Source organism: Coriobacteriia bacterium, assembly GCA_030652115.1.
Taxonomy (GTDB): domain Bacteria; phylum Actinomycetota; class Coriobacteriia; order Anaerosomatales; family Anaerosomataceae; genus UBA6100.
The window spans coordinates 1-25,080 of the sequence record JAUSBK010000004.1; the positions used below are offsets into that span (position 1 = coordinate 1).

Genomic DNA, 25,080 nt, shown 5'->3' on the forward strand with positions numbered 1-25,080 from the left:
GGTGTGGGAGCGGGACCACATCATCGCGACGTGGCCCAAGGTCTTCACCTACGAGGGGATCGGCTACTACGTAGTCACACCGTAGAGCTGACGGATTCCTTCACGCACGAAGCGCGGGGCGCCTCATCCGAGGCGCCCCGCGCTTCGTGCGAATGGCGGACCGCTCGTTCGCTACTCGTCCTCGTCCTCGTCGTCCAGGGAGACGAACGACGCGCCTTCGAAGACGCTCTCGTCCATGAGGCGGATGACCTGGCGCTGACCCGAACGCAGCTCCGGCTCGTCCAGCGGCACGATTTCCAGTAGCGCGCAGTCAGAGAAGAGTTCGAAGCGCGCCTGCCCGTCGGTCGTGTGGAAGTTGAGGTAGGTGAAGCTCGATACGTTGAGGAAGGCGCAGTTGTTCACAATCGTGCTGGCCGACACGTCATCGAGCATGATACGCACGAGCGTGGCCTTGCCCGCGTCGATCTCCTCGCCGTCCACCACGTAGCGGTAGGTGAACGTCTCAACGGTCTCGAGCGCGCGCACCATGTCTCGTGGGTTGGTGAGGGTGCCATCGCTGACAAGCAGCGGGGTGAGTGGGCGGGTGGACTCCATCACGACTCCTGCCGGTGTGGCTTGCGGTAAGGTTGCACCATACTTGGATTCTACCCCACGCACAACCGGGGGCAGGACCCGTCCGCCGAGCGGTCGGGGGTGTTCGGGGAGCGGGGGACGGACGGCACGACCGCCGGGCGGTCGTGCAGGAGCGGAGGTCACGTGCGGCCGGACAAGCTCGTCATCAAGGTCATGCGCAGTGCGCACGCGCCGCTTACTGCCGAGGAGATTGCCGGCCGAATAGAGTTGGACGGCGGCGGTAGCTTCGACGTCACGCGAGTGGCGCACACCCTCCATCAGCTCGAGCGCTCCGGCACGGTAGCGGCGCTCGGCTCGGGGAAGTACCTCGCACTCCGGGAGCGGAACCTGGTTGCGGGCAGACTCTCGATGAACCGCCGCGGCTTCGGCTTTGTTGCCACGCCTCTCGGCGACATCTACATCGGCAAGCGGGAGACCGGCGGCGCGATGCACGGCGACACCGTAGCCGTGCGGCTGGAGGCGCGCAAGACGCGCGAGGGGCGCGCTGGCACGGTCGTGCAGGTGCTCGAGCGTGCCGTGACTGAGCTCGTAGGCCGCTTCGAGCGGCACGGCAAGCTCGGCATCGTCGTGCCCACCGATCCGCGGATCAAAGGCGACCTGTTCGTCGATCTGGCCACGTCGCCTCTCGAGGTGAAGCCTGGCGAGATCGTGGTGGCGCGCATCACGCGCTACGCCGATCGTCGCGATGCGATGCAGGGAGCCATCACGCAGGTCCTCGGCGCTGCCGACGCCCCCGGCGTTGACGTGGAGATCATCATCCACGAGCACGGGCTGGCGACCGAGTTCCCGCCGGAGGTGATCGAGGCTGCCGAGGCGCTCAGCCAGGACGTGGCCGGTGAGATCGCCCGTGGGCGAGAGGACCGGCGCGACCTCTTCACGATCACGATCGATCCCGTCGATGCGCGCGACTTCGACGACGCCATCTCGATCGAGCGCGAGGGCGCTGGCTATCGCCTCTGGGTGCACATCGCCGACGTCAGCCACTATGTCCCCTGGGACACGGTCGTGGACGTTGAGGCGCGTCACCGCGCCACCAGCGTCTACCTCGTGGATCGAGTGCTGCCGATGCTGCCCGAGCACCTCAGCAACGTCATCTGCTCGCTCAACCCCGACGAGGATCGGCTGACCTTCACCGCCGAGATGCTCCTCGACAAGACCGGCCTGGTGGAGCAGTACGAGCTGTATCCCTCGGTCATCAGAAGCGACCGGCGTCTCGATTACGACCAGGTTCAGACCTGGCTCGACAAGGGCGGCTTCCCGGACGAGACCATCGAGCGCATGCTGCGTGACTTCCATTCAGTGGCGGGGGAGATCCACAAACGTCGGATCGTACGGGGCGGCCTCGACTTCGATACGGTCGAAGCGCGCGTGAAGCTCGATGAGTCGGGCAAGCCGCTCGAAGTTGTGCTGCGCTCGCGCACGGACGCGACCAACATGATCGAGGAGGCGATGATCCTCGCGAACGAGGTCGTCGCGCGCCACATGACCGCCGCCAAGGCACCGATGGTCTACCGCATCCACGAGGACCCGGACCCTGATGCGCTTGCGCAGGTGGGCGTCGTTCTGAAGGAGTTCGGCTACCCGATCTCCGACCTGCACGGCGCGAGCCCCAAGACGTTCCAGAAGATCGTCGCCTTCGCGCACGGGCGGCCCGAGGAGCGGCTCATCAACTCCTTGCTGCTTCGGGCGCTGGAGCGCGCGCGCTACGTGGACTACCTGGGGCCCCACTTCGGGCTGGCGAGCGACGCGTACACGCACTTCACGAGTCCGATCCGCCGGTACCCGGACCTCATCGTGCACCGACTACTGCGCGCTCAGCTCACTCGCGCCCTCGAGAAGCCGCCGACGGCGAACATGGTGCCCGAGCTGGAGTGGCTCGCGGAGCACTCCTCGGCGATGGAGCGTGAGGCCGAAGCCGCCGAGGACGACAGCCAGAAGGTGAAGCTCGTGGCGCTCATGGCCGAGCATCTGGGCGAGGTGTTCGACGGGATCATCACGGGCGTGATGGGCTTTGGGCTCTTCGTTCAGCTGGAGAACACCGCCGAGGGGCTCGTCCACGTGGAGGCGATGACCGATGACTACTATCGGCTGGATCCCGAACGCTTCATGCTCTGGGGCGAGAACAAAGGGCTCACGTACCGGCTCGGTCAGCAGGTGAAGGTTCGCGTGCTCGACGCCAGCATCGGCGAGCGGCGCCTGGACTTCGAACTGGCCTGACCCGGGTCGTGCCTGGTGTGCCGGCGCGGCCGGCGCTACACTTACGCTCCCCACCATATGTTCACAAAGGAGGCCGTTTCATGCGTCCTGAATCCTTCGAGTTCTTCAAGACTCTCATCGAGGCTCCGTCGCCTTCGGGCTACGAGCAGCCGGCGGCGAAGGTCCTGCGGGAGTACATGGCCCCGATTGCCGATGAGGTGACCACCGATGTCATGGGCTCGGTCCATGCGCTGCTCAAAGGCAAGAAGGACGGCCCGACCGTGATGCTCGCCGGTCACATCGACGAGATCGGCTTCATGGTCACCTACATCACCGACGACGGGTACTGCGCGTTCGCGCCCATCGGGGGTCACGACCCGCAGATCCTGCCCGGCATGCGTGTGGACGTGCACACCAAGACCGGCGTGCTCCGCGGCGTGCTCGGCCGACTGCCGATCCACCTGCTCGAGGAAGAAGAGCGCAAGGTCGTGGTGAAGATGCACAAGATGTTCATCGACCTCGGCATGAGCGCAAAGGACGTCAAGAAGAGGGTGCGCATCGGCGACCCGGTCACCTACGGGGTGGGCGTGGAGACGTTCGGAGACGGCATGGCCGTCTCGCGCGCGTTCGACGACAAGATGGGCGCGTGGATCTGCGCCGAAGCGCTGCGTCTGGTGAAGGAGGCCGGCGGTGCTGCGGGCGACCTGGTCGCGGCCGGCACCGTCCAGGAGGAGATCGGCCTGCGCGGCGGCACGACTTCGGCGTATAGCCAGGACCCGGTCGTCGGCATCGCGGTGGAGGTCACGCACGCGACCGACTACCTCGACGTGGACAAGCGCAAGTTCGGCGAGGTCGTCTGCGGCAAGGGACCGGTCATCAGCCGCGGCGCCAACATCAACCCGAAGGTCTTCGAGCTGCTCGTGAAGGCCGCCGAGGCCGAGAAGATCCCGTATCAGGTGGAGGGTGCGCCTCGCGGCACGGGTACCGACGCGAACGCCATCCAGCTTTCGCGCGGCGGCAAGGCTGCGGCGCTCGTAAGCGTGGCGCTCCGCTACATGCACACGCCGACCGAGGTGCTCTGCCTCGAGGACGTGGAGAACACGGCCAAGTTGCTCGCCGCATTCGTACTCAGGCTGAAGCCGGGGACCGACTTCACGCCGTAAGGAAGTCATCACGCGAGCGTTCTGGGAGAGGCGATCTTCGGGTCGCCTCTTTCTTCGTCCGCAGGCTTGACAAGCCATGCTTGCTGTTACTATATACTCGATATGTAGATACTCGGTATATAGCGCGGCTACGGGGGGTCAGGCAGAGGTGAGCGTCCGGCACGGCATTCTCGCGGTACTCGAGCGGCGCTCGGCGCACGGTTACGAGCTGCGGCGTGAGCTGGAGGACGAACTCGGCTCGCACTGGTCGCTCAACTACGGCCAGGTCTACACCACCCTCGAGCGCCTGGTGCGTGACGGATTCGTCGTGCAGTCCGACACGGTCGCCGTCTCAGATGCGCCCGACCGCAAGCTCTATACGGTGACGCCCGCCGGTCGTGCCGAGCTCCGTCGCTGGTTCCTCACTCCGGTGGAGGGCTCCGAGGCGCGACGTGACGAACTCTTCGCCAAGATCGTCCTCGGACTCACGAGCGACGTCGACGTCTCGCAGATCATCCACGCCCAGCGCAAGAACGAACTCAGGCGTATCGCCGAGTTGACCTCGATCAAGGAGCACACGGACCCGGTGCTCGATCTGGCGGAGGTCCTGCAGCTCGACCTGTTCATCCTGCGCACTGAGTCGACGCTGCGCTGGCTGGAGATCGCCGAATCGAAGATCGGCAAGGCCGCAGACAGCGCTCCGGTATCGGTGGCGATCCGCGATGTCCGCGCTGTCGAGGATCCACTCGAAGACGAGCTGAGTCGTGGCGATCGGGAAGACGCCCGGGCTCGCGGCGCTGAAGGGGGCAGGTAGTGCCGGTCCTGAGAGATATCTTCCGTGCGAAGGGACGCTCGGTGCTGACGATCGCCGGCGTGGCCGTCGGCGTGTTCCTGATCGTGCTGATCGGGGCGATGGCCGAGAACTCGAACCGCCAGCTGGAGTCGATCGAGGACTTCCGAGCCGGTACCGTGACCGTGGCGGCGGAGGGCGCGTCCGTGAACGCGTTCAGCTTCCAAACACACAGCTGGGTCCCGCGGATGCTTCCCCCCGATGCGCTGGAGGAACTCCGCGATGTGCCGGGGGTGCGCGAAGTCTTCCCGCGGGTCGCCCTCCAGCTCGACCCCCGCGCGTTCTGGCTGGGGGTCCCGACCACCATCGTAGGCGGCTGCTCGTCCGACTGGCTCGCGCAGCAGGCGACGTTGGCGGCCGGACGCTTCGCCGCCGAAGGGGAGCGCGGCGTCGCCGTCTTCGGAGCCGATGTGGCCACGCAGCTCGACGCCAGCGTGGGCGACTCGGTGCGGCTGCGTAGCGGGGACTTCACGGTCGTCGGCATACTCGATCGCGCCTCGGTCACGATGCTCGACCAGTCGGCGTTCGTAGCGCTCGATGATGCCCGCACACTGTTCGTGGAGTCGTTCGACGACATCTACCACGAGCAGCTGAGTGGCGAGCCGGTGGTGCTGAGCGCCGAGGTGGTCGCCGCCGACGGGGTCGACCCGGACGAGCTCGCCAGCCGGATCGTGCGCGAGGTCGATGGCGTCATCGCACTCGGGCCCGAGAAGCTCAAGCGAGAGTCGTCGGGAACTGCCGCCACCTACGACTCACTCGTGATGTCGATGGGCGTCATCGCGCTGTTCGCCGGAGGTCTTTCGGTCATCAACACGATGATCATCTCGGCCACCGAGCGCACCCGCGAGGTTGGGGTCAAGCGTGCGCTGGGGGCCTCCACGGGCCGGATCATGCGCGACGTGCTGTGGGAGTCGGCGGTGATCGGCGTCCTCGGTGGCCTCCTCGGCGCTGCGACGGGCTCGCTCGGGGTGTGGGCCGCGGATGCCGCGCTTTCCGCCTCCACGGGCATGGGCATGTTCACGCTCACGCCAAGGCTCCTGCTCTTCGCGGTCGCGTTCGCCTGTGCGATCGGGGTCGTTGGTGGTCTGTATCCGGCACGCTACGCTGCGCGGCTCGACCCGATCGACGCGCTTGCACACTCGTAAGGGGAGAGAACGATGGTGAGTGCGATCAGGCGTCTCGCACAGCGGAAGCTCCAAACCACGCTCACGGTGCTCGGCGTGGCGGTGGGAGCGGCGATCTTCGTGATGATGGGCGGCATGGGCGTGAACGCCGCGGGGGTGATGGATCAACTCCTCGACTACCACGGGGACAAGGTGTATGTGGTCAACGCCGAGGGCGTATCGAGCCTGATGACCGGCAGTATCGAACACCCGCTGACTGCGGCGATGGTTGACGATCTCGAGGCTGTGGACGGTGTCGAGATGGTGCTGTGCGCCGCTGCGGTGGGCTATGACGATGAGGGGGTGCTTCAGGGCATCCCGTACATGATCTTCGGCGGCACCACCGGGTCCGGCGACAAACGCGAGGGGTTCTGGGGACGGTGGGAGATCGGTGAGGGGCGCGCGTTCGAGGAGAGCGAGACCGGTGTGGCAGTTGCGGGCGTCGACATGCTGGCGCACTTGGATGCGAAGGTGGGCGACACGGTTACGGTGCGTGGACATCGGATCGAGATCGTTGGATCGATGAAGCGTCTCGGCTGGCCATCGCTCGACCAGTGTCTGATGTTGCCGGTTCGCGACGCGCGGGTGATGACCGTTGAGTCGCTTCCGCCGACGCTCCGCAAGCTCGACCCGGACGACATGACCATGCAGGCGGTCATCTATCCCGAGCCGGGAGTCGATCCGTCGGTGCTGAGGCGTCGCGTCCAGGCCGAGGTGGATGGCGTGGTGGTGATGGACATCGGCGACATGCAGAGCATTCTCGACGATATGGACTGGATGGTGGTCGCCGAGGCGCTGCTCGTGAGCGCCTGCTTCCTCGCCTTGCTCGCCGGATCGATGCCGATCGTGAACACCATGATGGTTTCCGTCGCCGATCAGACGCGCGAGATCGGCGTGAAGCGCGCGCTAGGCGCCTCGGCAGGGCGCATCATACGCGACGTGCTTGCCGAAGCGGCGCTCATCGGCGCGCTCGGCGGTGTGCTTGGGGCCCTGTTGGCGGTAGCCGCGTCGCTTGCGATGAACGAGGCGGCACTCGCCGACGGTGGGGCACCCGTCTTCACCGTGGCCTGGGAGATCGTCGGGCTTGCCCTCGCCTTCTCGGTTGTAGTCGGTGTGCTGGGCGGTCTGTATCCCGCGTGGCGCGTGTCTCGGATGGATCCGGTCGACGCGCTCGCGCACGAATAGGAGGACACAATGCCAGCAGTGGTCGTTGACGATATCGAGAAGCTCTACTACCTCGGCAAGCACAATGTCGTACACGCGCTTCGCGGCACCGACCTGACGGTCGGAGAGGGCGAGTTCATCGCGATCATGGGCCCGTCGGGGTCGGGAAAGTCGACGCTGCTGAACGTCATCGGGTGTCTCTCGCAGGTCACCGCCGGGCATGTGCTGGTGGGAGGGCAGGATGTGACCAAGCTGAAGCCAGCGGCGCTCGATCGACTCCGCGCACGGGCGGTGGGGTTCATCTTCCAGAACTACAACCTGATCCCCACACGCACGGCGCTGCAGAATGTGATGTTGGCCGCCGAGTACGCGGGCATGTCGGCCAAGGAGCGCCATGAGCGTTCGGTCGAGATGCTCGAGCGCGTGGGGCTGGGTGATCGTCTGGATCACTTCCCGAGCGAGCTGTCGGGAGGAGAGCAGCAGAGGGTCGCGATCGCGCGTGCGCTCGTGAAGGAGCCGCAGCTTCTGCTGGCCGATGAGCCCACGGGTAACCTGGATTCGGTCGCTGCGGAAGAGATCATGGACCTGCTGCGTACGCTGCGCGGTGACGGTCAGGCGATCGTGATGGTCACCCACGACTCGCGAATGGCCGCGTATGCCGACCGCATCGTGTTCCTGAAGGACGGTCGTGTTGTGGATGAGGAGCGCATCAGGCCGAACGCGTGCTAGCTTCACCCTCTCGCGGCAGCCACCGTGCGCACATACCCGCATGCTAGAATGCTCGGGCGTCCCCCACGGGGCGCCCGAGTCGCATTGCCCCCGAGGAGTCACGCCCGTGCCTCGCGAAGAGAAGAACATCGCTACCAACAAGAAGGCCTACCACGATTACTTCGTGGACGAGGTCTTCGAAGCGGGCATCGTGCTCACCGGCACGGAGGTCAAGTCACTTCGCGAGAACAAGACGAACCTACGTGACAGCTTCGCGACCATCCGCAGGGGCGAGGTGTGGCTTCACAACGTCCACATCTCGCCGTATAGCCATGGCAACCGCAGCAACGTGCGCGTGGACCGCGAACGCAAGCTCCTGCTGCGCAAGGCGGAGATCCGCTACCTCATCGGCAAGACGAAGGAGCGAGGCTTCACACTCGTGCCGCTCAAGGTCTATCTGTCATCCTCGAACTTGGTGAAGGTCGAGATCGGCCTTGCCCGCGGAAAGAAGCTCTACGACAAGCGCGATGCGATCGCCGAGCGCGACCAGAAGCGCGACGTCGAGCGCTCGCTCAAGGAGCGGACGAAGGGCGAGTAGGCGAACCGACCTAGCGTGCAGAAGGGCCGCCCCTCGGGGCGGCCCTTCTCGTGAGCTTCGAAGGGGATTACCACTGCTCGGCGGAGTCGAGCACCCAGGTGTCTCCGTCGAGAGTGTAGTAAGCGATGTAGCCTGCCGAGTAATCGGCATACGCCTCCCAGCGGGTCACCTCGATGTATCCGCTCTCACCGTCCACCTCAACCCAGTAGATGACACCGCCCGGGAAGTCTACGGCCGCCTGGCTCAGCAGGTCGGTCACGGACGAATCGCCGATGCCGTTGAGAAGGGGTACGAGCTGCGAGTTGTCCCAGAAGTACTCGCGTCCGTTCGAGGCCGTCCCGTAGTCCATGTAGTCGTATTCCTCGTTAGCAGGGTCGTTCGTCCAACCAGAATCGAATCCGGCCGTGTTTTCGACCTCCAGGTAGAACGCGATCTGTACGTTGGGGTCGTCGGCGAGCGTGGCCCGGGCGACCAGCGTGTCAGTGGTGTACTCGGTGCTCGGGTGGACCAGCGCCTCCTTCACGACGAGGTCCGGGTAGTGTGTGGCGACCGCTTCGTCGAGGACCTCCTCGTGGAACGCCTCCAGCGGCCCGTAGCCGTTATCGGCGCTCGCCTCGGGCTGGAAGTCCTCCCAGCCCGTGTCCATCGTGGACGCCTCGTCGTTGCTGTCCGAGTCGAGGTCGAGCGTATTGGTCTCCCACTCATCGGTCGTCTCGAGGGTGTTGGTGACCTCGTCTTCGGCGGCGCGAAAGATCAGGTAGGCTGCAACGCCGCTGCCCACACAGCACAAGAGCAGCACGCCCACCACGATCCCGATGATGAGCCCGGTCTTCTTCTTCTTGGGCGGCTGCGGCTGCTGATACTGAGGCTGGGGTGTCGCTGGCGGGTACTGCTGCTGATCGTACTGCGCCTGCGGTGCGGCCGGCGGGTACGGTGCCTGCGGAGCGCCAGCGGGGGGAACCTCCGGAGTGGGAGGCGGGTAGGGCGTGCCGTCCATGGGTTGACTCCTCTCGCGCTCTTGCGCCGCGATGCCGCGGCCCTCTCATGAGAGTACCCTTTCTGACGCTCGTTGCGCAGCGGTGGCACACGTGGTGCTTCCGTGTCAGGGAGGTCCCGGAGCGGGTATACTGTCCGGGCGCGGCGCACCTTCACATACCTCACACCCGGGGGCGACTGGTTTCGACACGGGAGTTCTGAGGGGAGAAGCAGGCCGAGGTCGCCTTACCTCGTTAAACAGGGGCAAACGACGCTCAAACGTCGACAATAATTACGCTCTCGCTGCCTAAATAGCGCAGCGACGTCTCCCGGTGCGCGTCCCCGTCGCCGGATCTGACGTCACTCAGGGGACTGCCGCATAAGACGTAGCCGGTATGCTTACGCGAAAGACCGAACCAGCTAGGGAAGGGCGCGCTCGTCACACCGTGTAGCCCCGACCGAAACCTAAGATGTGACTGAGCCTGGAGATGCTCCCCAGGGGGCTGTCGTGGACCGGAGTTCGATTCTCCGCGCCTCCACCACACACCTCACGCGCCTGTCCGCGTACCTCAGCGGGCGGGCGCGTTCGCGTGCCCGCCGCTACTCTTCGCCCGGCCCCACTCGGCCCCGCGTCCGCTTCACTCGCGCCCGATGCCGTTTGGCCTCCACCTGCCGCGCCTTGACCGCACGCGACTTGCGCGTGGGCACGCGCGCGGGTCTGTCGAGGACGGCGTTGTGCTCCTCCAGCTTGCGGCGCAGCCGCTCCAGGCATGCGCGCTTGTTGAGCAGCTGGCTTCGTTCGCGCCTGCACACCACCGTGATGCCGCTCGGCAGATGGCGGAGGCGCACCGCGCTGTCGGTGGTGTTCACACTCTGCCCGCCGGGACCGGTCGCGCGAAAGACCTGCACCTCGCACTGTGCGAGGAGATCGGCGTCTTCGGCGGGTATGTCGTAACGGTTGTCCATCAGTGCGGCCATTCTACCGCGACCTATGTGGCATACTCTCGTTCATGCCCGAAGACACGCGATATGGCTTCCCGCTCCCCGCGTGGGAGGCGGCCAAAGCGCAGGCGAACGCGTTCATCCAGCAGCGCGCACGCGAGCGGCGCACGCTCACCTACGCCGAGCTGTGTCGCGAGGTCACCGCGATCACCCTCAAGCCGCGCTCGTGGGCGATCGTGGGCTTCCTGAACGAGATCTGCACGGAGGCCGACGCGAGGTACGGCATCATGCTCGCCACGCTCGTGGTGCGCGCCGACAGCGGACTTCCCGGCGATGGCTACTTTCGCCATGCGGAGCGCCTCGGCCGCGATGTGACCGACCGTGATGAGTACTGGCGAAGCGAGGCCGAGCGCGTGTGGGCGGCCTTCTCAGAGGAGCGGTAGCGTATGCCCGAGTTCGTCTCCGGTCTGCCCGAGTGGCTCAAGTACGTCGTGATCTCGTGGATTCCGACCATCGAGCTTCGTCTAGCCGTCCCCTGGGCTGTCGCCGCCGGTGAGCAGATCTACATGCCTATCATCCTGCTTGCGAGCCTGGCCATCTTCTGGCCGGGCTACTACTTCCTCGAGTTCGTGTACAAGCGATTCCCTCAGCAGGGGTGGCTGCACCGCAAGTTCGAGAAGATCCGGGCCAAAGCGAACCCCCTCATCGAGAAGTACGGCTTCTGGGGTCTTGCCGTCTTCGTTGCTATCCCGCTGCCGGGAACCGGTGCGTACGCAGGCACCGCCGCCGCATGGCTGCTGGACATGGAGCCCAAGCGGGCGTTCCTGGCAGTCTCGGTCGGCGTCACGGGTGCGTTCCTCATCGTGTGGGCGCTGTCCGAGTTCGTCGGCTTCGGTATCAGCAGCATCTAGCGATGGAGCGCCTGTCTCTCAAGGGAACGCCCTTCCCGTTCGGTCTCAGCTTCATACCGACCGCGGCGCTCGCCCCGGTGGCGCGCACCACGTCCGACGCTGCCGTCGCACTCGTGGAGGCATGCATCTCACTCGACGCTTCGTTCGCGTTCGTCCCCGCAGACGCCCCCTGGGCCGATGCCGCGATGGAGGCGTTCGCCGAGGCTGACCTGGCGCCCCTGTGGGCGATGAGCGGCCCGCTGTGGCAGGTCATCGAGTCGCGTGGTGCGATGGACGGTCTGCGCGCCACGCTCACGCACCCCGAGGAGATCGGCGGGGAGTTGGACGCCGGGCTCGACGCGCTCGTGCGGGAAGCCGCGCGGGGAGTGCGTCTAGGCGCGCGAGCGGTCGTGCTCGCCGAGGATCTTGCGGGTACGAGCGGGCCGCTTGTGGCGCCGGATTTCGCGATTGCCGAGCTGCTTCCGCGCTACGAGCGGATTGTGCGCACGGCGCACGCGCTGGGCGTTCCGGCGATCTTCCACTCGGACGGCGACATCCGGCCGCTTCTCCCGGCGATCGGGCGTGCCGGCTTTGTTGCGGTGCACGCGGGCGGGGGACTCGGACTCGACGGCCTCGAACGGCTCTTCTGGGCGGCTCGCGAGGAGGGGATCGCGATGGTCGGCGGCCTGCTCACCTCCGAGCTTGGGAACGCAGCGCGTGCCGAGGCGCTCGGTAGCTCGATCGGCATTCTCGCCCATACGGGTGGTCTGCTCGTAGCTGACGACGGTGGCATCACCACTGCCGAAGAGGTGGCGAACCTGCTGACCGCGCTCGCGGCTGCCCGCGATACGTAGCGCGGGTGGCGTAGCGCGACGCACAAGGGGGCGCCGGTCATCCGGCGCCCCCTTGTCATGCAGCGCAGAGCCGATCGCCTACGCCTCGGCAGGTGCCTCCGCTGTCAACTCCGCAGCCAACTCGGCAGTCACCTCGCCTGTTTGCTCGGCGGGTACCTCAGCGGGCTTCTTGTTGCCCGGCAGCGGCATGGACGCCACCACCAGGTCGATCACCTGCCAGATCTCCATGCCGAGCTCGTGGACCTCGTTGAGCTCCTCGATCTGCAGGCGGCAGTTCTCGCACGGGCAGGCGAGGATGTTCGCGCCGCTCGCCTTGAGCTGCTCGACCTTCTTGATGCCCGACTTGAGCCGGACGTCCTTGAACTCCTCCATGGCTACGATGCCGCCGCCACCGCCGCAGCACCACTGCTCGGCGCGGTTGGGGATCAGGTCGACGAAGTTGTTCGTAACGGCCTTGACGATGTCGCGTGGCTCCTCGAACTTGCCGCCGTTGCGACCGAGCTGGCACGGGTCGTGGTACGTGACCTTGCCCTCGATGAGTCCCTTGTCCACCGTGATGCGGCCGGACTTGATGTACTGGTCCACCTTCTCGAGGATGTGGGTCACCTTGAAGGGCATCGGTTCCTTGCTCCACGCCTCGTAGAAGAACTCGGCGACGCGGTAGGCGTGCCCGCACTCGGGCACCACGATCTCCTTTACGCCGAGGCGCACGGCCTCGTCGATGTAGCGCTTGGTGATCAGCCGCGCTTTCTCCGGGTCACCGTAGAAGTAGCCGTAGTTGGCCGCCTCGAACATCGAGATCGTCCAGCTCTCGCCGGCCTCCTCAAAGATGACGGCGGCCGGGCGGATCGAGTGAGCGCCGGCGAGCGCCACGTACAGCACGTCCGCGCCCTGCTTGTTCACGTGTACCTTGTGTTCGGGGTTGCCCGTGATCGCGCGGACGTCCTCCGAGATATCCTCGAATCCGCTCAGCATCACGCCTTCGAACATCGCCGCGTTGTCGCCCTTGAAGATGGCGGCGTCGGCGAGCTGGCCGAGCATCTCATTGCCGCGGCCGGCTGCGATCAGGATCCCCTTGGCCACCGAGAGGATCCACGCGGTGTCGATCGAGAAGGGGCAGTAGTACATGCAGCGACGGCAACCGGTGCAGGCGTAGGTGGAGTCGTAGAGCTCGTCGAGCAGGTTATCGTCCGGATCCCGCGCTTCGTAGAGCGCCGGCACGAACTTGCCGGTCTTGTCGAAGTACTTCTTGTAGATCTGGCGGATGAGCTCCGCGCGGCGAGCGGGGAGGTACTTGAAGTCCCCGGTGCCCACGTACTGGTGGCAGGCATCCTTGCAGATAGCGCACCGCGCGCAGATGTCGATGTACTGCTTGAGCTGGCGGTTCATCTTCTTGTCGATGACCCCGGCGAGCGTCTTCATCTCAACAGTCTCCATCGCTACTCACTCCTCACAAGGTTCGCCGAGAATGAGCCGATGGTGTGCACGAGCTTGCTGAACGGGAAGTAGATCAAGAACAGGTCCGTGAACAGCATGTGCGTGCCGAGCGACCAGCCGACGTTTCCGTGCAGCAACTCGGCGGGGAAGGCCGGCTTGAACGTCAACAGGCTCTGGAACCACTCGCGGTACGTTGCGGCGTGGATGATTCCGCCGTACACGAACCGCATGTGATCGCCCATGATGATGACGCCGAAGAGCAGGGCCAGCAGCAGGTAGTCCTCGGGCACCGAGAGCCTCTTGTACGGGCCGAAGGTGCGGCGACCGATCCAGAACAGCACGCCCACCAGCATCAGGATGCCAGCGATGCTGCCGGACAGGGCAGCGAACGTGTTCATGCCCTCCTCGCCGAGAAGCTCGGGAAGGATCGGGAACTCGGCGATCAGGCGACCGTGGCCCACGAACGCGCCGAGCGCCGCGACATGGAACGCGAACGCGAACACCCACATCACCGGCTCGATCTTCGCCGAGTGGGGGGCGATGAACGTGTCCTTCAGCATCTTGAAGAACCGGCCAGTGCCGCTTGCAGGCTTCGGGAACATCCCGAGACGGACCGCGGACTTCGGGGTGGTGGCCCACTCGTAGATGCGCCACCCCATTCCGATGATGAACACCGCCAGGGCAAGATACACGCCCCAGACAGATGTTATCCAGAGATACGTTTCCATGCGCGTGACCGCGTCCTCTCCTGGTTACTTGGAGCGCTTGACGAGGAAGACGAACAGATCGCCTTCCTTGCCGGCCGACAGGACCTCATGGCCGGTGCTGGCAGCCCACGCGGGGATGTCGGCCATGGCGCCTGGGTCGGTCGCGACAGCGCGGATGACCCCGCCGACTTCGACGTTGTTGATGTTCTGGCTGACCTTGACCATCGGGAGCGGGCAGAGCAGACCCTTGAGGTCCAGTTCCAGATCGACCTTTACTTCGTCAGACATGGTGATTCCCTTCTGTCACGCCGCGTGCCGGCAGCACGCGATCTCATCCGAGTAGGTGTTGCGGGCAGTGCGCTAGATGAACAGCTGAATCTCGGCTGTCTGCGCCTTGAGGAGGAAGAAGCCGACGCCCACTGGTTCCTTGACGCCATCAATGAACGATTCCTGCGGAATCTCCATGACGTCCATGGACATCTGGCATCCGTACATGTTCACGCCCAACTCAACGGCCAGGTCGCGCATCTCGTTGAGCTTCTGCACGTTGTGGCTGCCCATCATCTTGCCGAACATCCAGCGGCCCATACCACCAAAGCTGAACTTGCTGGGGTTCGCCTTCATGATGTCGCCGCCGTACATGGTTCCGAGCATGCGTCCAAAGAACGTCTTACCCGTTCTGACGTCCTTCTTGATCGCGCGGAGGCCCCAGAACGTGAAGAACATCGTCACGTCCATGCCCATTGCGGCCGCTCCGTTGGCGATGATGAAAGCGCCGAACAGCTTGTCCATGTCGCCGCTCATCACCACCATCGCGAGGCTCTTCTTGTGGTCATCACTCATTGTGGTTCCTCCTTCTAACAGGGCAGTGGTATCTCTCACGCGGTCGACGTGGCCGCGTCTAAGCCGGACGCTCGGGGGTCAGTGCGCGGTCAGCGACGCCGCGCTGCTCGTCGAGGATCTCCTGCATCACCTCGGTGATGAGATCGAACGCCTGGATGATCTTCGGATTGGCGATGCTGTAATACGTGTGATTCCCCGCGCGCCGAGTCCGAACCACTCCGTGACCGCGGAGCAACGCGAGGTGCTGGGAGAGGGTCGCCTGTGGGATGCCCGTGCGCTCGTGAAGCTGGGTGACTGACAGCTCCTCTTCGCGCAGCGCGCCAAGAATCATCTGGCGCTTCTCGTTCGCAAGCGTCTTGCAGAGCTCAGAGTGCTGGCAGTAGAAGTCCGTGCTGTCCACGTCTCACCCCAAGTACATTCGAATATGCGAATTCGCATATCTGAACCCTAAGTCAACTTAAGCCAAAGAGCAAGTGCTTTCAGGGAGGAGTTCCAGGTACGGGTCCGGTGGGGGTGACGCCGCGGTCTGCAGACCGTCGTCCACGGGTTTGAGCACCCCTGGTGACGTGCTACGATTGTCGCGCGGCCGCGTCTCCGTACGGCCGCATCGTCTCGTATGCCGTCCGGCCTCCTACCGGGGAGTGGAGCACGTGGCGCTCGAGGGCAACCTCAGGGATTTCTCGATAGCGGATATGTTCCGTCTGCTGGCCTCTGGCCGGAAGACCGGTACGCTGTATCTCGAGCGCGAGGACGCGCAGGGCCGGGTTTGCTTCAAGAAGGGGCGCGTCTTCTTCGCGAGCAGCAACTGGCACCGCGAGTCGCTCGGCCGGCGCCTGGTGAAGGCCGGCGTGATCTCGGAGAAGCAACTCCGGCAGGCACTCGGCCTTCAGAAGATCCAGAAGAAGGAGAAGGCTGGCCGGCGCCTCGGGCAGATCCTCGTGGATGAGGGCTACCTCGACGGCAAGGTGCTCGAGACGTTCATCCAGGACCAGATCAATGACACGCTATTCGACCTCTTCCGGTGGGAAGAGGGGGAGCTTCGTTTCGAGCCGGACGAGACATGCGACGACGAGGACATCGGCATCTCGGTGTCGGTAGAGAACATCATCATGGAAGCGTCGCGTCGCCTGGAGTTGTGGAGCAGGATCCGGCAGAAGATACCGTCGATGGACACCGAGTTCGTCATGGCCTCCACGCCCGGCGACAAGTCCATGGAGATCCATCTCAAGCCGCGCGAGTGGATGCTGTTGTGCTATCTCCACGGGGGTCGGTCGGTGCGGGAACTCGTCGAGCTCACAGGCTACAACGATTTCGAGACCGCCAAGATCCTGTACGGCATGCACGCCGCCGGTCTCATAGAGCGCCTCGGCGCGGAGGCCGAGGTCCGATGACCGGGGGCGTGGGGCGACCGTGCTGAACGAGGATCTAGCGAAGGACCTGACGCTCGAGGAGTTCCGGCGGTTCCGGGATCTGCTCCATCGGCAGTCGGGCATCTATCTCGAGGAGTCGAAGCTGGACTCGCTGCGGATATCGCTCGTGACCCGAGCAACGCGACTTGGGTACCAGTCGTTGTCCGAGTACTACAAGGCGCTGGAGCGCGACGACCAGGAGTTCAACGAGCTGCTCAATCTCGTCACCATCAACGAGACGAGCTTCTTCCGCTTTCCGGCGCAGTTTGACGCGCTAAGGGACAGCATCATCCCCGAGATCATGGGGGCGAAGGCCAGCGGCAACCGCGGCGTGCGCATCTGGTCCGCAGGCTGCTCGACCGGCGAGGAGCCCTACTCGATCGCCATGACGCTGATCGACTCCGGCATCGAGATGGCGGGCTACAAGCCGCAAGTCCTTGGCACCGACGTCTCCACCAAGGCGCTGGCGCGCGCGAAGGCCGGCGTGTACGGTAAGCGAGCCATGATGAGCGTGCCGGAAGATGCCGTGAGCCGGCACTTCGAGCGCACCGCGAGCGGCGACTATCGCGTGAACGACCGCGTCCGTTCGTACGTGGACTTCGGCTACCAGAACCTGATCAGAGAGCCATACCCACTCTCGCTCATGGGCAATTGGGACATCATCTTCTGCCGCAACGTCACGATCTACTTCCGGCTCGACTCCACGCGGCGCGTGGTCTCGAACTTCTTCGACAGCCTGAATGAAGGCGGCTACCTGTTCGTCGGTCATTCGGAGACGCTCACGTCGGTGAACGACACCTTCGAAGCGGTCGAGGTAGGCGGTGTCTTCCTGTACCGGAAGCCCGTGCCGCGCAAGACGTTCGCGTTCGGTCAATCTCAAGCGCCCAAGACGCCACGAGCTGCGCGACCGTCAACGTCGGCGACCCGGGCGGCCAGGGCAAAGGCAAAGCCGGTGGCCACACCGCCGGACGACTCCGGCGACCCGCTCGAGCAGGCGCGGATCGACCTCAAAGAAGGCCGTCCGGAGCGTGTGCTCGAGATCGTCGAGGCGGTTCTGGCCACCGATCCCAACAACGCCGAGGCCCACCTGCTCTCGGCATACGTGCATGCCGACACCGCGAACTACGACGAGGCGATGCGCGCGTCGCACAGGGCCCTCGCGATCAACCCGTTGCTCCCGGTGGCGCGCTACATCCTCGGCATCATCTACCAACGCCAGGGCGATCCGGTGCGAGCGGTATCGGAGCTCAAGAAGACGATCTACATCGACACGGACTTTGCGCTCGCGCACCTCAACCTCGCCAACATCTACAAGGCGCAGCGCAAGTGGGAAGCGGCGGCGAAGGAGTACGAGAACGCGCTGAAGTCCCTCAAGGCCAGTCCTGAGGGGGCTTGGACGGAGTTTTCCGGCGGGTTCCAGGCTGATCTGCTGGTCAGAACGTGCGAACGCAGTCTGATAGAGTGTCGGAAGGCCATGGGCGGCTAGAACGCAGGCTGTCGTCGTCATCCGGGAACGGCGCCGTATGCCGTTCGGGACGGCGACGCGGGAGGGAGACGGTAATGGCAGGCGCGCGGATCCTGGCGGTTGATGACAGCCCCACCATCCTCGAGATGATCAAGGCCATCCTGCTCGCAGGTGGCTACGAGGTCATCACGGCGACGGATGGGGCGGAGGCACTCGAGACCGCCCGTGCGGAGAAGCCCGACCTGATCCTTCTGGACGTCATGCTTCCGAAGCTTGATGGCTACCGGGTCTGTCGGCTGCTCAAGTTCGACCAGAACTACAAGTCCATTCCGATCATCATGCTCACCGCCAAGACCGAGGAGCAGGCGATGGCCACCGGCATTCGGACCGGTGCGAACCAGTACCTTACCAAGCCCGTTGAGCCGGACACCCTACTCAACGCGGTGGCCGAAGAGCTCGCGAAGGCCCAGGGTTAGGCGATACGCATGGCCCCGGCTAGCGGCATCTCGGAACGGGTGCTCGACAGTCTCGTCTCGGCAGGTCTCATGACAGCCGAGCAGGTCGCCAGCGTCATTGACGCCGCATCCTCCCGCGGCGTCAATGTGGGCAGCGTCCTGGCCGAGCGCGACATGGTGAGCGCTATCGATGTCATCTCAGTGCTCGAGCACGAGATGGGCGTCCCTCAGGTGGACCTGACGAGCTACGCCCCCGAGGACGAAGCGCTTGCGCTCGTCCCGGCCCGTCTGGCGCGCGACCGGCGCATCCTGCCTCTCTTCGAGATCGAGGGCATGCTGACCGTTGCGGTCGGTGACCCGATGGATGTCTTCGCGCTCGACTCGGTGGCCGCCGAACTGGGTCTCGAGCTTGAGCCGGTGCTGGCCGAGAGCAGCTCGTTCGAGTCCACGCTCGAGCAGTACTATCCGTCAGGTTCTGCGGCGGCCGAGACCGAGATGGCCCCGCCTCCACCCGTCGCGGAGGAGATCGAGGAGCTGGCGGCATCTGACTTCTTCGAGGAGACCGCCGGGGAGGAGACACCGGCCGTGCCGGTTGCCCCGGTCGCAGAAGCCCCCTCGGAGCAGGTCGCCGAGGTGCTGATCGGCGAGACCATCGAGCAGATGGCGGCGGCCGAGCCAGCACCACAGGGCCCGGCCGGCATCGATCTCGACGTGCTCGCCGTTGCCGATGCGCGCAAGGTTGCGGTCCTCGTCGCGGACATCATCGACGATGCGATCGCCAGGGGTGCGAGCCGCATCCACCTGCTTCCGTACAAAGACGACTTCTTCCTGGTCTATCGCGTGAAGGGCGCCCTCGAGAAGGTCGCAAGCGCCCCGCTTTCGCTTCAGGCTGCGCTCGTCGACGGCTTCAAGCAGTACGCCAAGCTCGGGGGCGTTCCCGCATCGCGCCCAGCGCTCGGACGGCTGCACGCACGCTTCGGCGACAAGGACCGGGTCCTCACCGTCTCGGTGGTGCCCACGGTCTCGGGTCAGCGGCTCGTCGTCTCGATCACGCCCTTCAAGCCGCAGCCTCGCGGGTTCGCCGAGCTGGGCATGGGTGAAGCCGAGACCCGGGCGCTTCAGGCGATGGTCGAGCGCGGTCGTGGCATCCTGCTCGTGTGCGCGCCGGTCGCGGGGGGCTCCACGACGACCTACTACGCACTGCTGGCGCATGCGGCTGCAGCGGGGAAGACGGTCTACTCGGTGGAGCAGTCCATCGAGTACGAGATCGCTGCCGTCGCACAGGTGATGGTCGAGCCGGGCGGTCCGTCTCCTGCGGCCTACATCGCCGCCGGGATGCGACAGGACACCGATGTCATCGCGATCGACGGTCTTCGAACCGTCGAGGACGTGCACTTCGCCGTCGAGGCCGCCGGCCTCGGCAAGCTTGTCATCGCCACGTTCCCGGCGGCTGACATCGCGTCAGGCGTGCGCCGGATGCTCGACTTGGGTGCCGAGCCGCACAGCCTTGCCGCAGCGCTGACCCTCGGCGTAGGACAGCGCCTCGTGCGGCTGAACTGCCCCAACTGCTCGGTGGAGACAGACGGCGCGCTCGCTGCCCGCATCCCCGGTGTTCCGGCGGGGTTGCGGGACAGGGCGGGCTCCGGCTGTCCGAACTGCGGCAAGACCGGCTTCAAAGGCGCCACGGCGATCCACGAGGTTCTGCCGTTCACCGAGCCGGTTCGCGCGACGGTCGGTCGTGGTGCCTCGGATGCGGAGATCGCCGCCGCTGCAGCTGCTGCCGGCATGCGACCACTTCTGATCTCAGGGCTCGCACGGGTCAAGAGCGGCGACGTAAGTGCCGAGGAACTGAACAGAGTCCTGCGCTTCGTGATCTAAGGAGCAGTGCGTGCCGAGAAAGACCAAGAAGGCCGAGGCTGTCGTCGCCGAGGAGCTGTCCGCCGAGAGCTCGGTAGCCCCCGAAGACGTCACGCCCGCTGCGCCCGATCTCGAACTGGAACCCGAGGGTGTCGATGAGTCACCAGTCCTGGCCCTGGCGGTCACATTCAGGCTCGAGGGCCAGATCTACGGGCTTCCGCTCGAGGCCGTACAGGAGATCCAGCAGCTCGTAGAGTACACGCCGCTACCCGACTCGGCGCCCGCTCTTGTGGGGCTCATCGACCTGCGCGGACTCGTGGTGCCCGCCATCGATCTTCGCGTCCTGCTCGGCCTGGTGCCCCGGGACTTCACGCTCGAGACGCCGATGGTCTTCTGCCGCGTGAGGGATCACGTCGTCTGTCTCATCGTGGATTCGGTGGAAGACGTCGTGGATCTGCCCTCCGAGGGCCTGCAGCCGCCGTCGAACCTCTACAGCATGGCCGACCGCATGCTCGGCATGTGCCGGCTTCCGCAGGGGCTACTCTTGCTCCTCGACATCGATCGGCTTGTGCCGGACGCTGCGCTCGCGGCGGCAGACGCCGCGGAAGGCGGGCACTCATGAGTGGGGAGATGGGGCACGCCGCAAGCGACTTCCAGAATGCGAAGATCCACGAGGAACTGCGCCGTCGCGCCGAGTCGCTTGCGCAGGGCCAGGAGGAGGAGATCATCGCCGATGCCGAGGGGCTGTTGCTCTTCCGGCTCGGTGAGGAGTGGTACGCATTCCCCATTGATGGCGTTCGCGAGATCTACAACGAGTACTCGGTCACGCGGATTCCGCGCGTACCGGACTTCATCCTGGGTGTCGTGAACGTGCGCGGGGAGATCGTGTCGGTGACCGACCTCGGCACGATGATCCGCGTTCCCAGTCGCACGCAGCGTGCGCTCGACGACGCTCTGCCCTCGGCCATCATCGTTGCCAACGAGCGGTGTGTGTCCGCCGTGGTCGTCGACGAGATCGGTGATATCGCGGAGGTCCCACGCGGTAACGTCGAGCCCGCGCTGTCGACGCTCGATCGTGCACAAGCCGAGTTCGTGGCGGGATCCGTGTACCTCGACGGCCGGCTCATAGGTATTGTGAACCTCGACAAAGTCCTCGAGCCCATCGGTGACAACGTCTGACTAGGAGCGAAGCATGTTCAAGCGATTGATGGAGAAGGTCAGCGGCAACTTCCTGCTGAAGTACTCGATATTCACCGTAACTCTGGTGGCCGTGGCAAACCTCGTGCAGATCACGGCGGGCTGGGTCATCTTCAAGGACGAGTTCGGCGGGATCACCACCGACCTGGTCCTTCGCGCGCTAATGATGATCGGCATCTTCGTAGCGGTGATCATCGTGTTCGCGTACTTCCAGCGGCAGCTGGGCAAGCGCATGATGGCGCCGCTGTATGAAGTCGTGAGCAGCATCAAGGCGTCATGCGAGGGCGAGATCGGCCACAAGGTCGCCGTGGACTCCAAAGACGAGTTCGGCGTGCTCACCCGTTCCTACAACCAGATGCTTGACCTGATCATCTACCTCATCAGCCAGATGCAGGACTCCTCCCAGCGTCTTGCCGGCGCGTCCGGCGAGATCCTTTCCGCCACCGAGCAGCAGGCGTCGGGTGCGGCCGAGCAGGCCGCCTCGATCAGCGAGACGACCGCGACGATGGAGGAGCTCGCTGCCACGTACCGCCAGATCGCCGAGAATGCGAACCAAGTGGTCAAGATGGCCGAGACCTCCCTCGGTAACGCCGAGAGCGGGCAGCAGGCGGTCATGAACACGCTGGACTCGATGGAGTCGATCAAGACGCGCTCGCAGTCCTCGGCGGCGAAGATCCTTCAGCTCGGCGAGCGCAGCCAGCAGATCGGGCAGGTCCTCTCCATCATCAACAGCATCGCCGACCAGACCAAGATCCTCGCGCTCAACGCGGCCATCGAGGCTGCGCGCGCGGGTGAGGCCGGCAAGGGCTTCAGCGTTGTGGCGGTCGAGATTCGCAAGCTCGCCGAGTCGGTGGTCGACTCCACGGGCGAGATCGAGACGATCATGACCGAGATACAGGGAGCCGCGAACGATCTGGTCATCGCCACCGAGCAGGAACTCAAGCAGGTCGACACCGGTGTGGATCTCGCCCACACCACGGGCGACAGCTTCGATCAGATTCTCGAGACCATCGAGCAGACGACCATCGCGGCCAAGGAGATCTCCGCTGCGACGCAGCAGCAGCGCACGGCGACCGAGCAGGTCGTCAAGGCTATGCACGAGGTGGCCTCGGTGGCCCAGCAGACGGCCACCGCATCGCGCCAGGTCGCGGGTGCCGCAGAACAGCTGTCGGGCATCGCGAAGGAATCCAGCCACATCGGCGCAGCGTTCAGGATCGTCGGCCAGTAGCGGTCCGGTCGGCGGCACGAAGGAGACAAGATGGTCGAGTTCGACCGTTCGGTTTTTATCGCCAAGTTCCAGGAGGAGGCGACCGACCTCCTACAGCGCCTGAACGAGGGCATCATCACGCTCGAGGGGGAGCCGACGAACCGGCCGCTCATCGACCAGTGGCTGCGCGACGCCCACACGCTCAAGGGCTCGTCGCGGATGGTCGGTCTCATTGAGATCTCCGACATCGCACACCGCATGGAAGACGTGATGGTCAAGGTCCGCGATGGTGCGCTCGCTTACACCACGGACATGACCGACACATTCTTCGAGGCGCTCGACACGGTCGTCTTCCTTGCGGAGCACGCCGGCAAGGAGTCGGCATCCGAGGCCGAACTCGAAGGCGTGACGGCCCGGCTCAACACGCTTGCGGGCAATGCGGTCGTGGTGGAGCCCGCTGACGAGGCGCCCCCGGTCCGGCAGCACTCTGCCGAGGGGCCGGCTCAGTCTGACGCCGACGACGCAGACACTGATGGCGAGCAGGCAGCCGCAGGCGAGGCCGAGGATTCGCCCGCGCCGCGCGAGGCCGACGCCCCGGGGCCGCAGTCGGCCCAGCGCGACGACAAGCTGCACACCAAGGAGCAAACGACCGTACGCGTTCGCACGAACCAGGTCGACCGGCTCCTCAACCTTGTGAGCGAGGTCGTGATCTCGCAGATCAAGGCCGAGCAGCGCGTGCGCGATATGCGTGGCGCCATGATTCAGGCTGCGGACACGACGCAGGTGTGGGCGCGCATCAAGACCATGCTGACCGCCCTCTCCCATGACGACCAGTCAGCGCTCGACGACGACCTCCACCTACTCGATGAACTACTGTCCACCCTGCGCAAAGACATTGCTTTGCTGTCCAAGGACTACGCGGACGACACGTCGCGCACCTCCACGGTGGTGGGCGACTTGCAGGCGAACGCGATGTCACTTCGCATGCTGCCGGTCAGCACGGTGTTCAACACCTTTCCCCGCGCAATGCGTGATCTCGCCCGCACGTACAAGAAGGACGTCGAGCTGTTCATCGAGGGCGGCGACACGGAACTCGACAAGAAGGTCCTCGAGGAGATCAACGACCCCCTGATACACATCATGCGCAACGCCGTGGATCACGGGATCGAGCCCGCAGCGGACCGGGTCAAGGCGGGCAAGCCCGCCGTAGGCACGATCCGACTGAGCGCCCGACAGGAGGGCGACCACATCATCATCGAGGTCTCCGACGACGGCGCCGGTATCGATCCGGGCAAGGTGAAAGCGGCCGCCGTTCGCAAGGGCTACATCTCTGAGTCAGAGGCCAACGCGATGTCTGATCGCGAGGCCCGCTACCTCATCTTCGAGAAGGGGTTCTCCACTGCGGCGATCATCACCGAGATATCCGGTCGCGGCGTGGGCATGGACGTCGTCCGCGAGTTCGTGGTCGAGCGGCTGAAGGGCTCCCTCGATGTGGAGTCCGAGCTCGGGAAGGGCTCGACGTTCCGCCTGACCATCCCGCTTACACTTGCGATCATCCGCGCGCTCCTGTTGCGCGTGGGCGGTCAGACCTTCGCATTGCCCACGTCAGCTATAGAAGAAACCGCCCGCATCGAGCGCTCGGCGATCATCAAGGTCGAGGGCCACGAGGTGATCAGGCGCCAGCGCAGGACCGTCCCGCTCGTTCATCTGCGGGACATCCTCGGTATCGAGTCCGACGCGGACGACACCGGCGTGAAGATCCCGGTCGCAACGCTCGGCTTCTCGGGCCACCGCATCGGCATGATCGTGGACGAGTTCGTGGGCGAACAGCAGATCGTGATCAAGACGCTGGGGACGCACCTCAAGCGTGTCGACAACGTCGCCGGTGTGACCATACTCGGCGCAGGCGAGGTCGTTCCGATCCTCAATGTCCCGGACCTGATGACGAACGGTCGGCAACTCACGGGCGTGCGCGCTCGTCGGGCGGGTGCTGCCGTGGACACCGAGAAGGACAGGGGACCGAGGCGAATCCTCATCTGCGAAGACTCGTTCACCACGCGCGAGCTCGAGCGGTCGATCTTCGAGGCGGCCGGCTACGAGGTCGAGACCGCCACCGATGGCGCCCTGGGGCTGACCAGGTTGCGCGAGGGCCTGAACCCCGACGCGGTCGTCACCGACGTGCAGATGCCCAACATGACCGGATTCGACCTCACGAGGGCGATCAAGGCCGATGACGAACTCAAGGCTATCCCCGTCATCATCGTCACCTCGCTTGAGCGTGACGAGGAGAAGGCCGAAGGGATCAGCGCCGGAGCGGATGCGTACATCACCAAATCGGTGTTCAACCAGGACACGTTGCTTGATACCGTCGAACGATTGATACGGTAG

General features: G+C 65.0%; 25 protein-coding genes, 1 other RNA gene and 1 pseudogene. 19 read left to right on the forward strand and 8 right to left on the reverse strand.

The genetic code is table 11. The annotated features are described in order from the left end of the window. Positions 1-171 precede the first annotated feature (171 nt). Positions 172-594, reverse strand: a complete 423-nt coding sequence (locus tag Q7W51_03600; GenBank protein MDO8847460.1) for a hypothetical protein — start codon at positions 592-594, stop codon at positions 172-174. A 162-nt stretch (positions 595-756) separates the two neighbouring features. Here Q7W51_03600 and rnr point away from each other — a divergent pair, with 162 nt between their 5' ends. The 7 genes from rnr to smpB all read left to right on the forward strand — a co-directional run bounded on the left by rnr (position 757) and on the right by smpB (position 8,454). Beyond that, positions 757-2,850 carry a ribonuclease R gene (rnr, locus tag Q7W51_03605; protein ID MDO8847461.1) on the forward strand — a complete coding sequence of 698 codons (2,094 nt, stop codon included), beginning with the start codon at positions 757-759 and terminating at the stop codon, positions 2,848-2,850. Positions 2,851-2,930: 80 nt separating this feature from the next. Continuing rightward, complete coding sequence (locus Q7W51_03610; protein ID MDO8847462.1) at positions 2,931-3,992, forward strand: M42 family metallopeptidase; 1,062 nt, start codon at positions 2,931-2,933, stop codon at positions 3,990-3,992. Between the two features lie 148 nt (positions 3,993-4,140). Further along, the gene (locus Q7W51_03615; GenBank protein MDO8847463.1) at positions 4,141-4,785 is read left to right on the forward strand and encodes a PadR family transcriptional regulator; all 645 of its coding nucleotides are present in this window, start codon (positions 4,141-4,143) and stop codon (positions 4,783-4,785) included. Further along, positions 4,785-5,966 (forward strand): ABC transporter permease, encoded by a 1,182-nt coding sequence (locus Q7W51_03620; protein MDO8847464.1) that lies wholly within the window; start codon positions 4,785-4,787, stop codon positions 5,964-5,966. The genes Q7W51_03615 and Q7W51_03620 overlap by 1 nt, the downstream gene beginning before the upstream one ends. A 12-nt stretch (positions 5,967-5,978) precedes the next feature. Continuing rightward, positions 5,979-7,169, forward strand: a complete 1,191-nt coding sequence (locus tag Q7W51_03625) for an ABC transporter permease (protein ID MDO8847465.1) — start codon at positions 5,979-5,981, stop codon at positions 7,167-7,169. A 9-nt stretch (positions 7,170-7,178) separates the two neighbouring features. Then, complete coding sequence (locus Q7W51_03630; protein MDO8847466.1) at positions 7,179-7,877, forward strand: ABC transporter ATP-binding protein; 699 nt, start codon at positions 7,179-7,181, stop codon at positions 7,875-7,877. A 106-nt stretch (positions 7,878-7,983) separates the two neighbouring features. Continuing rightward, positions 7,984-8,454 carry an SsrA-binding protein SmpB gene (smpB, locus tag Q7W51_03635; protein MDO8847467.1) on the forward strand — a complete coding sequence of 157 codons (471 nt, stop codon included), beginning with the start codon at positions 7,984-7,986 and terminating at the stop codon, positions 8,452-8,454. A 67-nt stretch (positions 8,455-8,521) separates the two neighbouring features. On the opposite strand, the gene Q7W51_03640 is transcribed toward smpB, so the two are convergent. After that, positions 8,522-9,451: a hypothetical protein gene (locus Q7W51_03640; GenBank protein ID MDO8847468.1), complete on the reverse strand. Its 930-nt coding sequence runs from the start codon at positions 9,449-9,451 to the stop codon at positions 8,522-8,524. A 168-nt stretch (positions 9,452-9,619) separates the two neighbouring features. On the opposite strand from Q7W51_03640, the gene ssrA reads away from it, so the two are divergent. Beyond that, positions 9,620-9,971: a transfer-messenger RNA gene (ssrA, locus tag Q7W51_03645) on the forward strand. Positions 9,972-10,029: 58 nt separating this feature from the next. Here ssrA and Q7W51_03650 read toward each other — a convergent pair. Then, positions 10,030-10,341, reverse strand: a pseudogene (locus Q7W51_03650) (peptide chain release factor-like protein). A gap of 98 nt (positions 10,342-10,439) precedes the next feature. On the opposite strand from Q7W51_03650, the gene Q7W51_03655 reads away from it, so the two are divergent. From Q7W51_03655 to Q7W51_03665, 3 genes are read left to right on the forward strand one after another with little or no spacing between them, the layout of a single operon-like run. Continuing rightward, entirely contained in the window at positions 10,440-10,814 is a 375-nt protein-coding gene (locus Q7W51_03655) for a hypothetical protein (GenBank protein MDO8847469.1), read from the forward strand. A gap of 3 nt (positions 10,815-10,817) precedes the next feature. Continuing rightward, positions 10,818-11,282, forward strand: a complete 465-nt coding sequence (locus tag Q7W51_03660) for a small multi-drug export protein (protein MDO8847470.1) — start codon at positions 10,818-10,820, stop codon at positions 11,280-11,282. 2 nt (positions 11,283-11,284) lie between these two features. Beyond that, positions 11,285-12,115 (forward strand): uroporphyrinogen decarboxylase family protein, encoded by an 831-nt coding sequence (locus tag Q7W51_03665; GenBank protein MDO8847471.1) that lies wholly within the window; start codon positions 11,285-11,287, stop codon positions 12,113-12,115. Positions 12,116-12,193: 78 nt separating this feature from the next. On the opposite strand, the gene Q7W51_03670 is transcribed toward Q7W51_03665, so the two are convergent. The 5 genes from Q7W51_03670 to Q7W51_03690 form a co-directional block, all read right to left on the reverse strand. After that, positions 12,194-13,552: a (Fe-S)-binding protein gene (locus Q7W51_03670; GenBank protein ID MDO8847472.1), complete on the reverse strand. Its 1,359-nt coding sequence runs from the start codon at positions 13,550-13,552 to the stop codon at positions 12,194-12,196. A gap of 2 nt (positions 13,553-13,554) precedes the next feature. After that, the gene (locus tag Q7W51_03675) at positions 13,555-14,280 is read right to left on the reverse strand and encodes a respiratory nitrate reductase subunit gamma (protein ID MDO8847473.1); all 726 of its coding nucleotides are present in this window, start codon (positions 14,278-14,280) and stop codon (positions 13,555-13,557) included. Between the two features lie 24 nt (positions 14,281-14,304). Next, positions 14,305-14,547: a sulfurtransferase TusA family protein gene (locus Q7W51_03680; protein ID MDO8847474.1), complete on the reverse strand. Its 243-nt coding sequence runs from the start codon at positions 14,545-14,547 to the stop codon at positions 14,305-14,307. Positions 14,548-14,619: 72 nt separating this feature from the next. Next, complete coding sequence (locus Q7W51_03685) at positions 14,620-15,102, reverse strand: DsrE/DsrF/DrsH-like family protein (protein MDO8847475.1); 483 nt, start codon at positions 15,100-15,102, stop codon at positions 14,620-14,622. A gap of 58 nt (positions 15,103-15,160) precedes the next feature. Continuing rightward, positions 15,161-15,502 (reverse strand): metalloregulator ArsR/SmtB family transcription factor, encoded by a 342-nt coding sequence (locus Q7W51_03690; GenBank protein MDO8847476.1) that lies wholly within the window; start codon positions 15,500-15,502, stop codon positions 15,161-15,163. Between the two features lie 250 nt (positions 15,503-15,752). On the opposite strand from Q7W51_03690, the gene Q7W51_03695 reads away from it, so the two are divergent. From Q7W51_03695 to Q7W51_03730, 8 genes are all read left to right on the forward strand, one after another. Then, positions 15,753-16,493, forward strand: a complete 741-nt coding sequence (locus Q7W51_03695; GenBank protein ID MDO8847477.1) for a DUF4388 domain-containing protein — start codon at positions 15,753-15,755, stop codon at positions 16,491-16,493. Between the two features lie 19 nt (positions 16,494-16,512). Next, a complete protein-coding gene (locus Q7W51_03700) occupies positions 16,513-17,997 on the forward strand; it encodes a CheR family methyltransferase (GenBank protein ID MDO8847478.1) in 1,485 nt (494 codons plus the stop codon). 74 nt (positions 17,998-18,071) lie between these two features. Then, positions 18,072-18,452, forward strand: a complete 381-nt coding sequence (locus tag Q7W51_03705; protein MDO8847479.1) for a response regulator — start codon at positions 18,072-18,074, stop codon at positions 18,450-18,452. A 9-nt stretch (positions 18,453-18,461) separates the two neighbouring features. Continuing rightward, a complete protein-coding gene (locus Q7W51_03710; protein MDO8847480.1) occupies positions 18,462-20,309 on the forward strand; it encodes an ATPase, T2SS/T4P/T4SS family in 1,848 nt (615 codons plus the stop codon). A 10-nt stretch (positions 20,310-20,319) separates the two neighbouring features. Then, positions 20,320-20,910 carry a chemotaxis protein CheW gene (locus Q7W51_03715; protein MDO8847481.1) on the forward strand — a complete coding sequence of 197 codons (591 nt, stop codon included), beginning with the start codon at positions 20,320-20,322 and terminating at the stop codon, positions 20,908-20,910. Next, entirely contained in the window at positions 20,907-21,467 is a 561-nt protein-coding gene (locus Q7W51_03720; GenBank protein MDO8847482.1) for a chemotaxis protein CheW, read from the forward strand. Before Q7W51_03715 ends, Q7W51_03720 begins: the two co-directional genes overlap by 4 nt. A gap of 13 nt (positions 21,468-21,480) precedes the next feature. Further along, a complete protein-coding gene (locus tag Q7W51_03725) occupies positions 21,481-22,713 on the forward strand; it encodes a HAMP domain-containing methyl-accepting chemotaxis protein (protein MDO8847483.1) in 1,233 nt (410 codons plus the stop codon). 30 nt (positions 22,714-22,743) lie between these two features. Beyond that, positions 22,744-25,080 carry a hybrid sensor histidine kinase/response regulator gene (locus tag Q7W51_03730; GenBank protein ID MDO8847484.1) on the forward strand — a complete coding sequence of 779 codons (2,337 nt, stop codon included), beginning with the start codon at positions 22,744-22,746 and terminating at the stop codon, positions 25,078-25,080.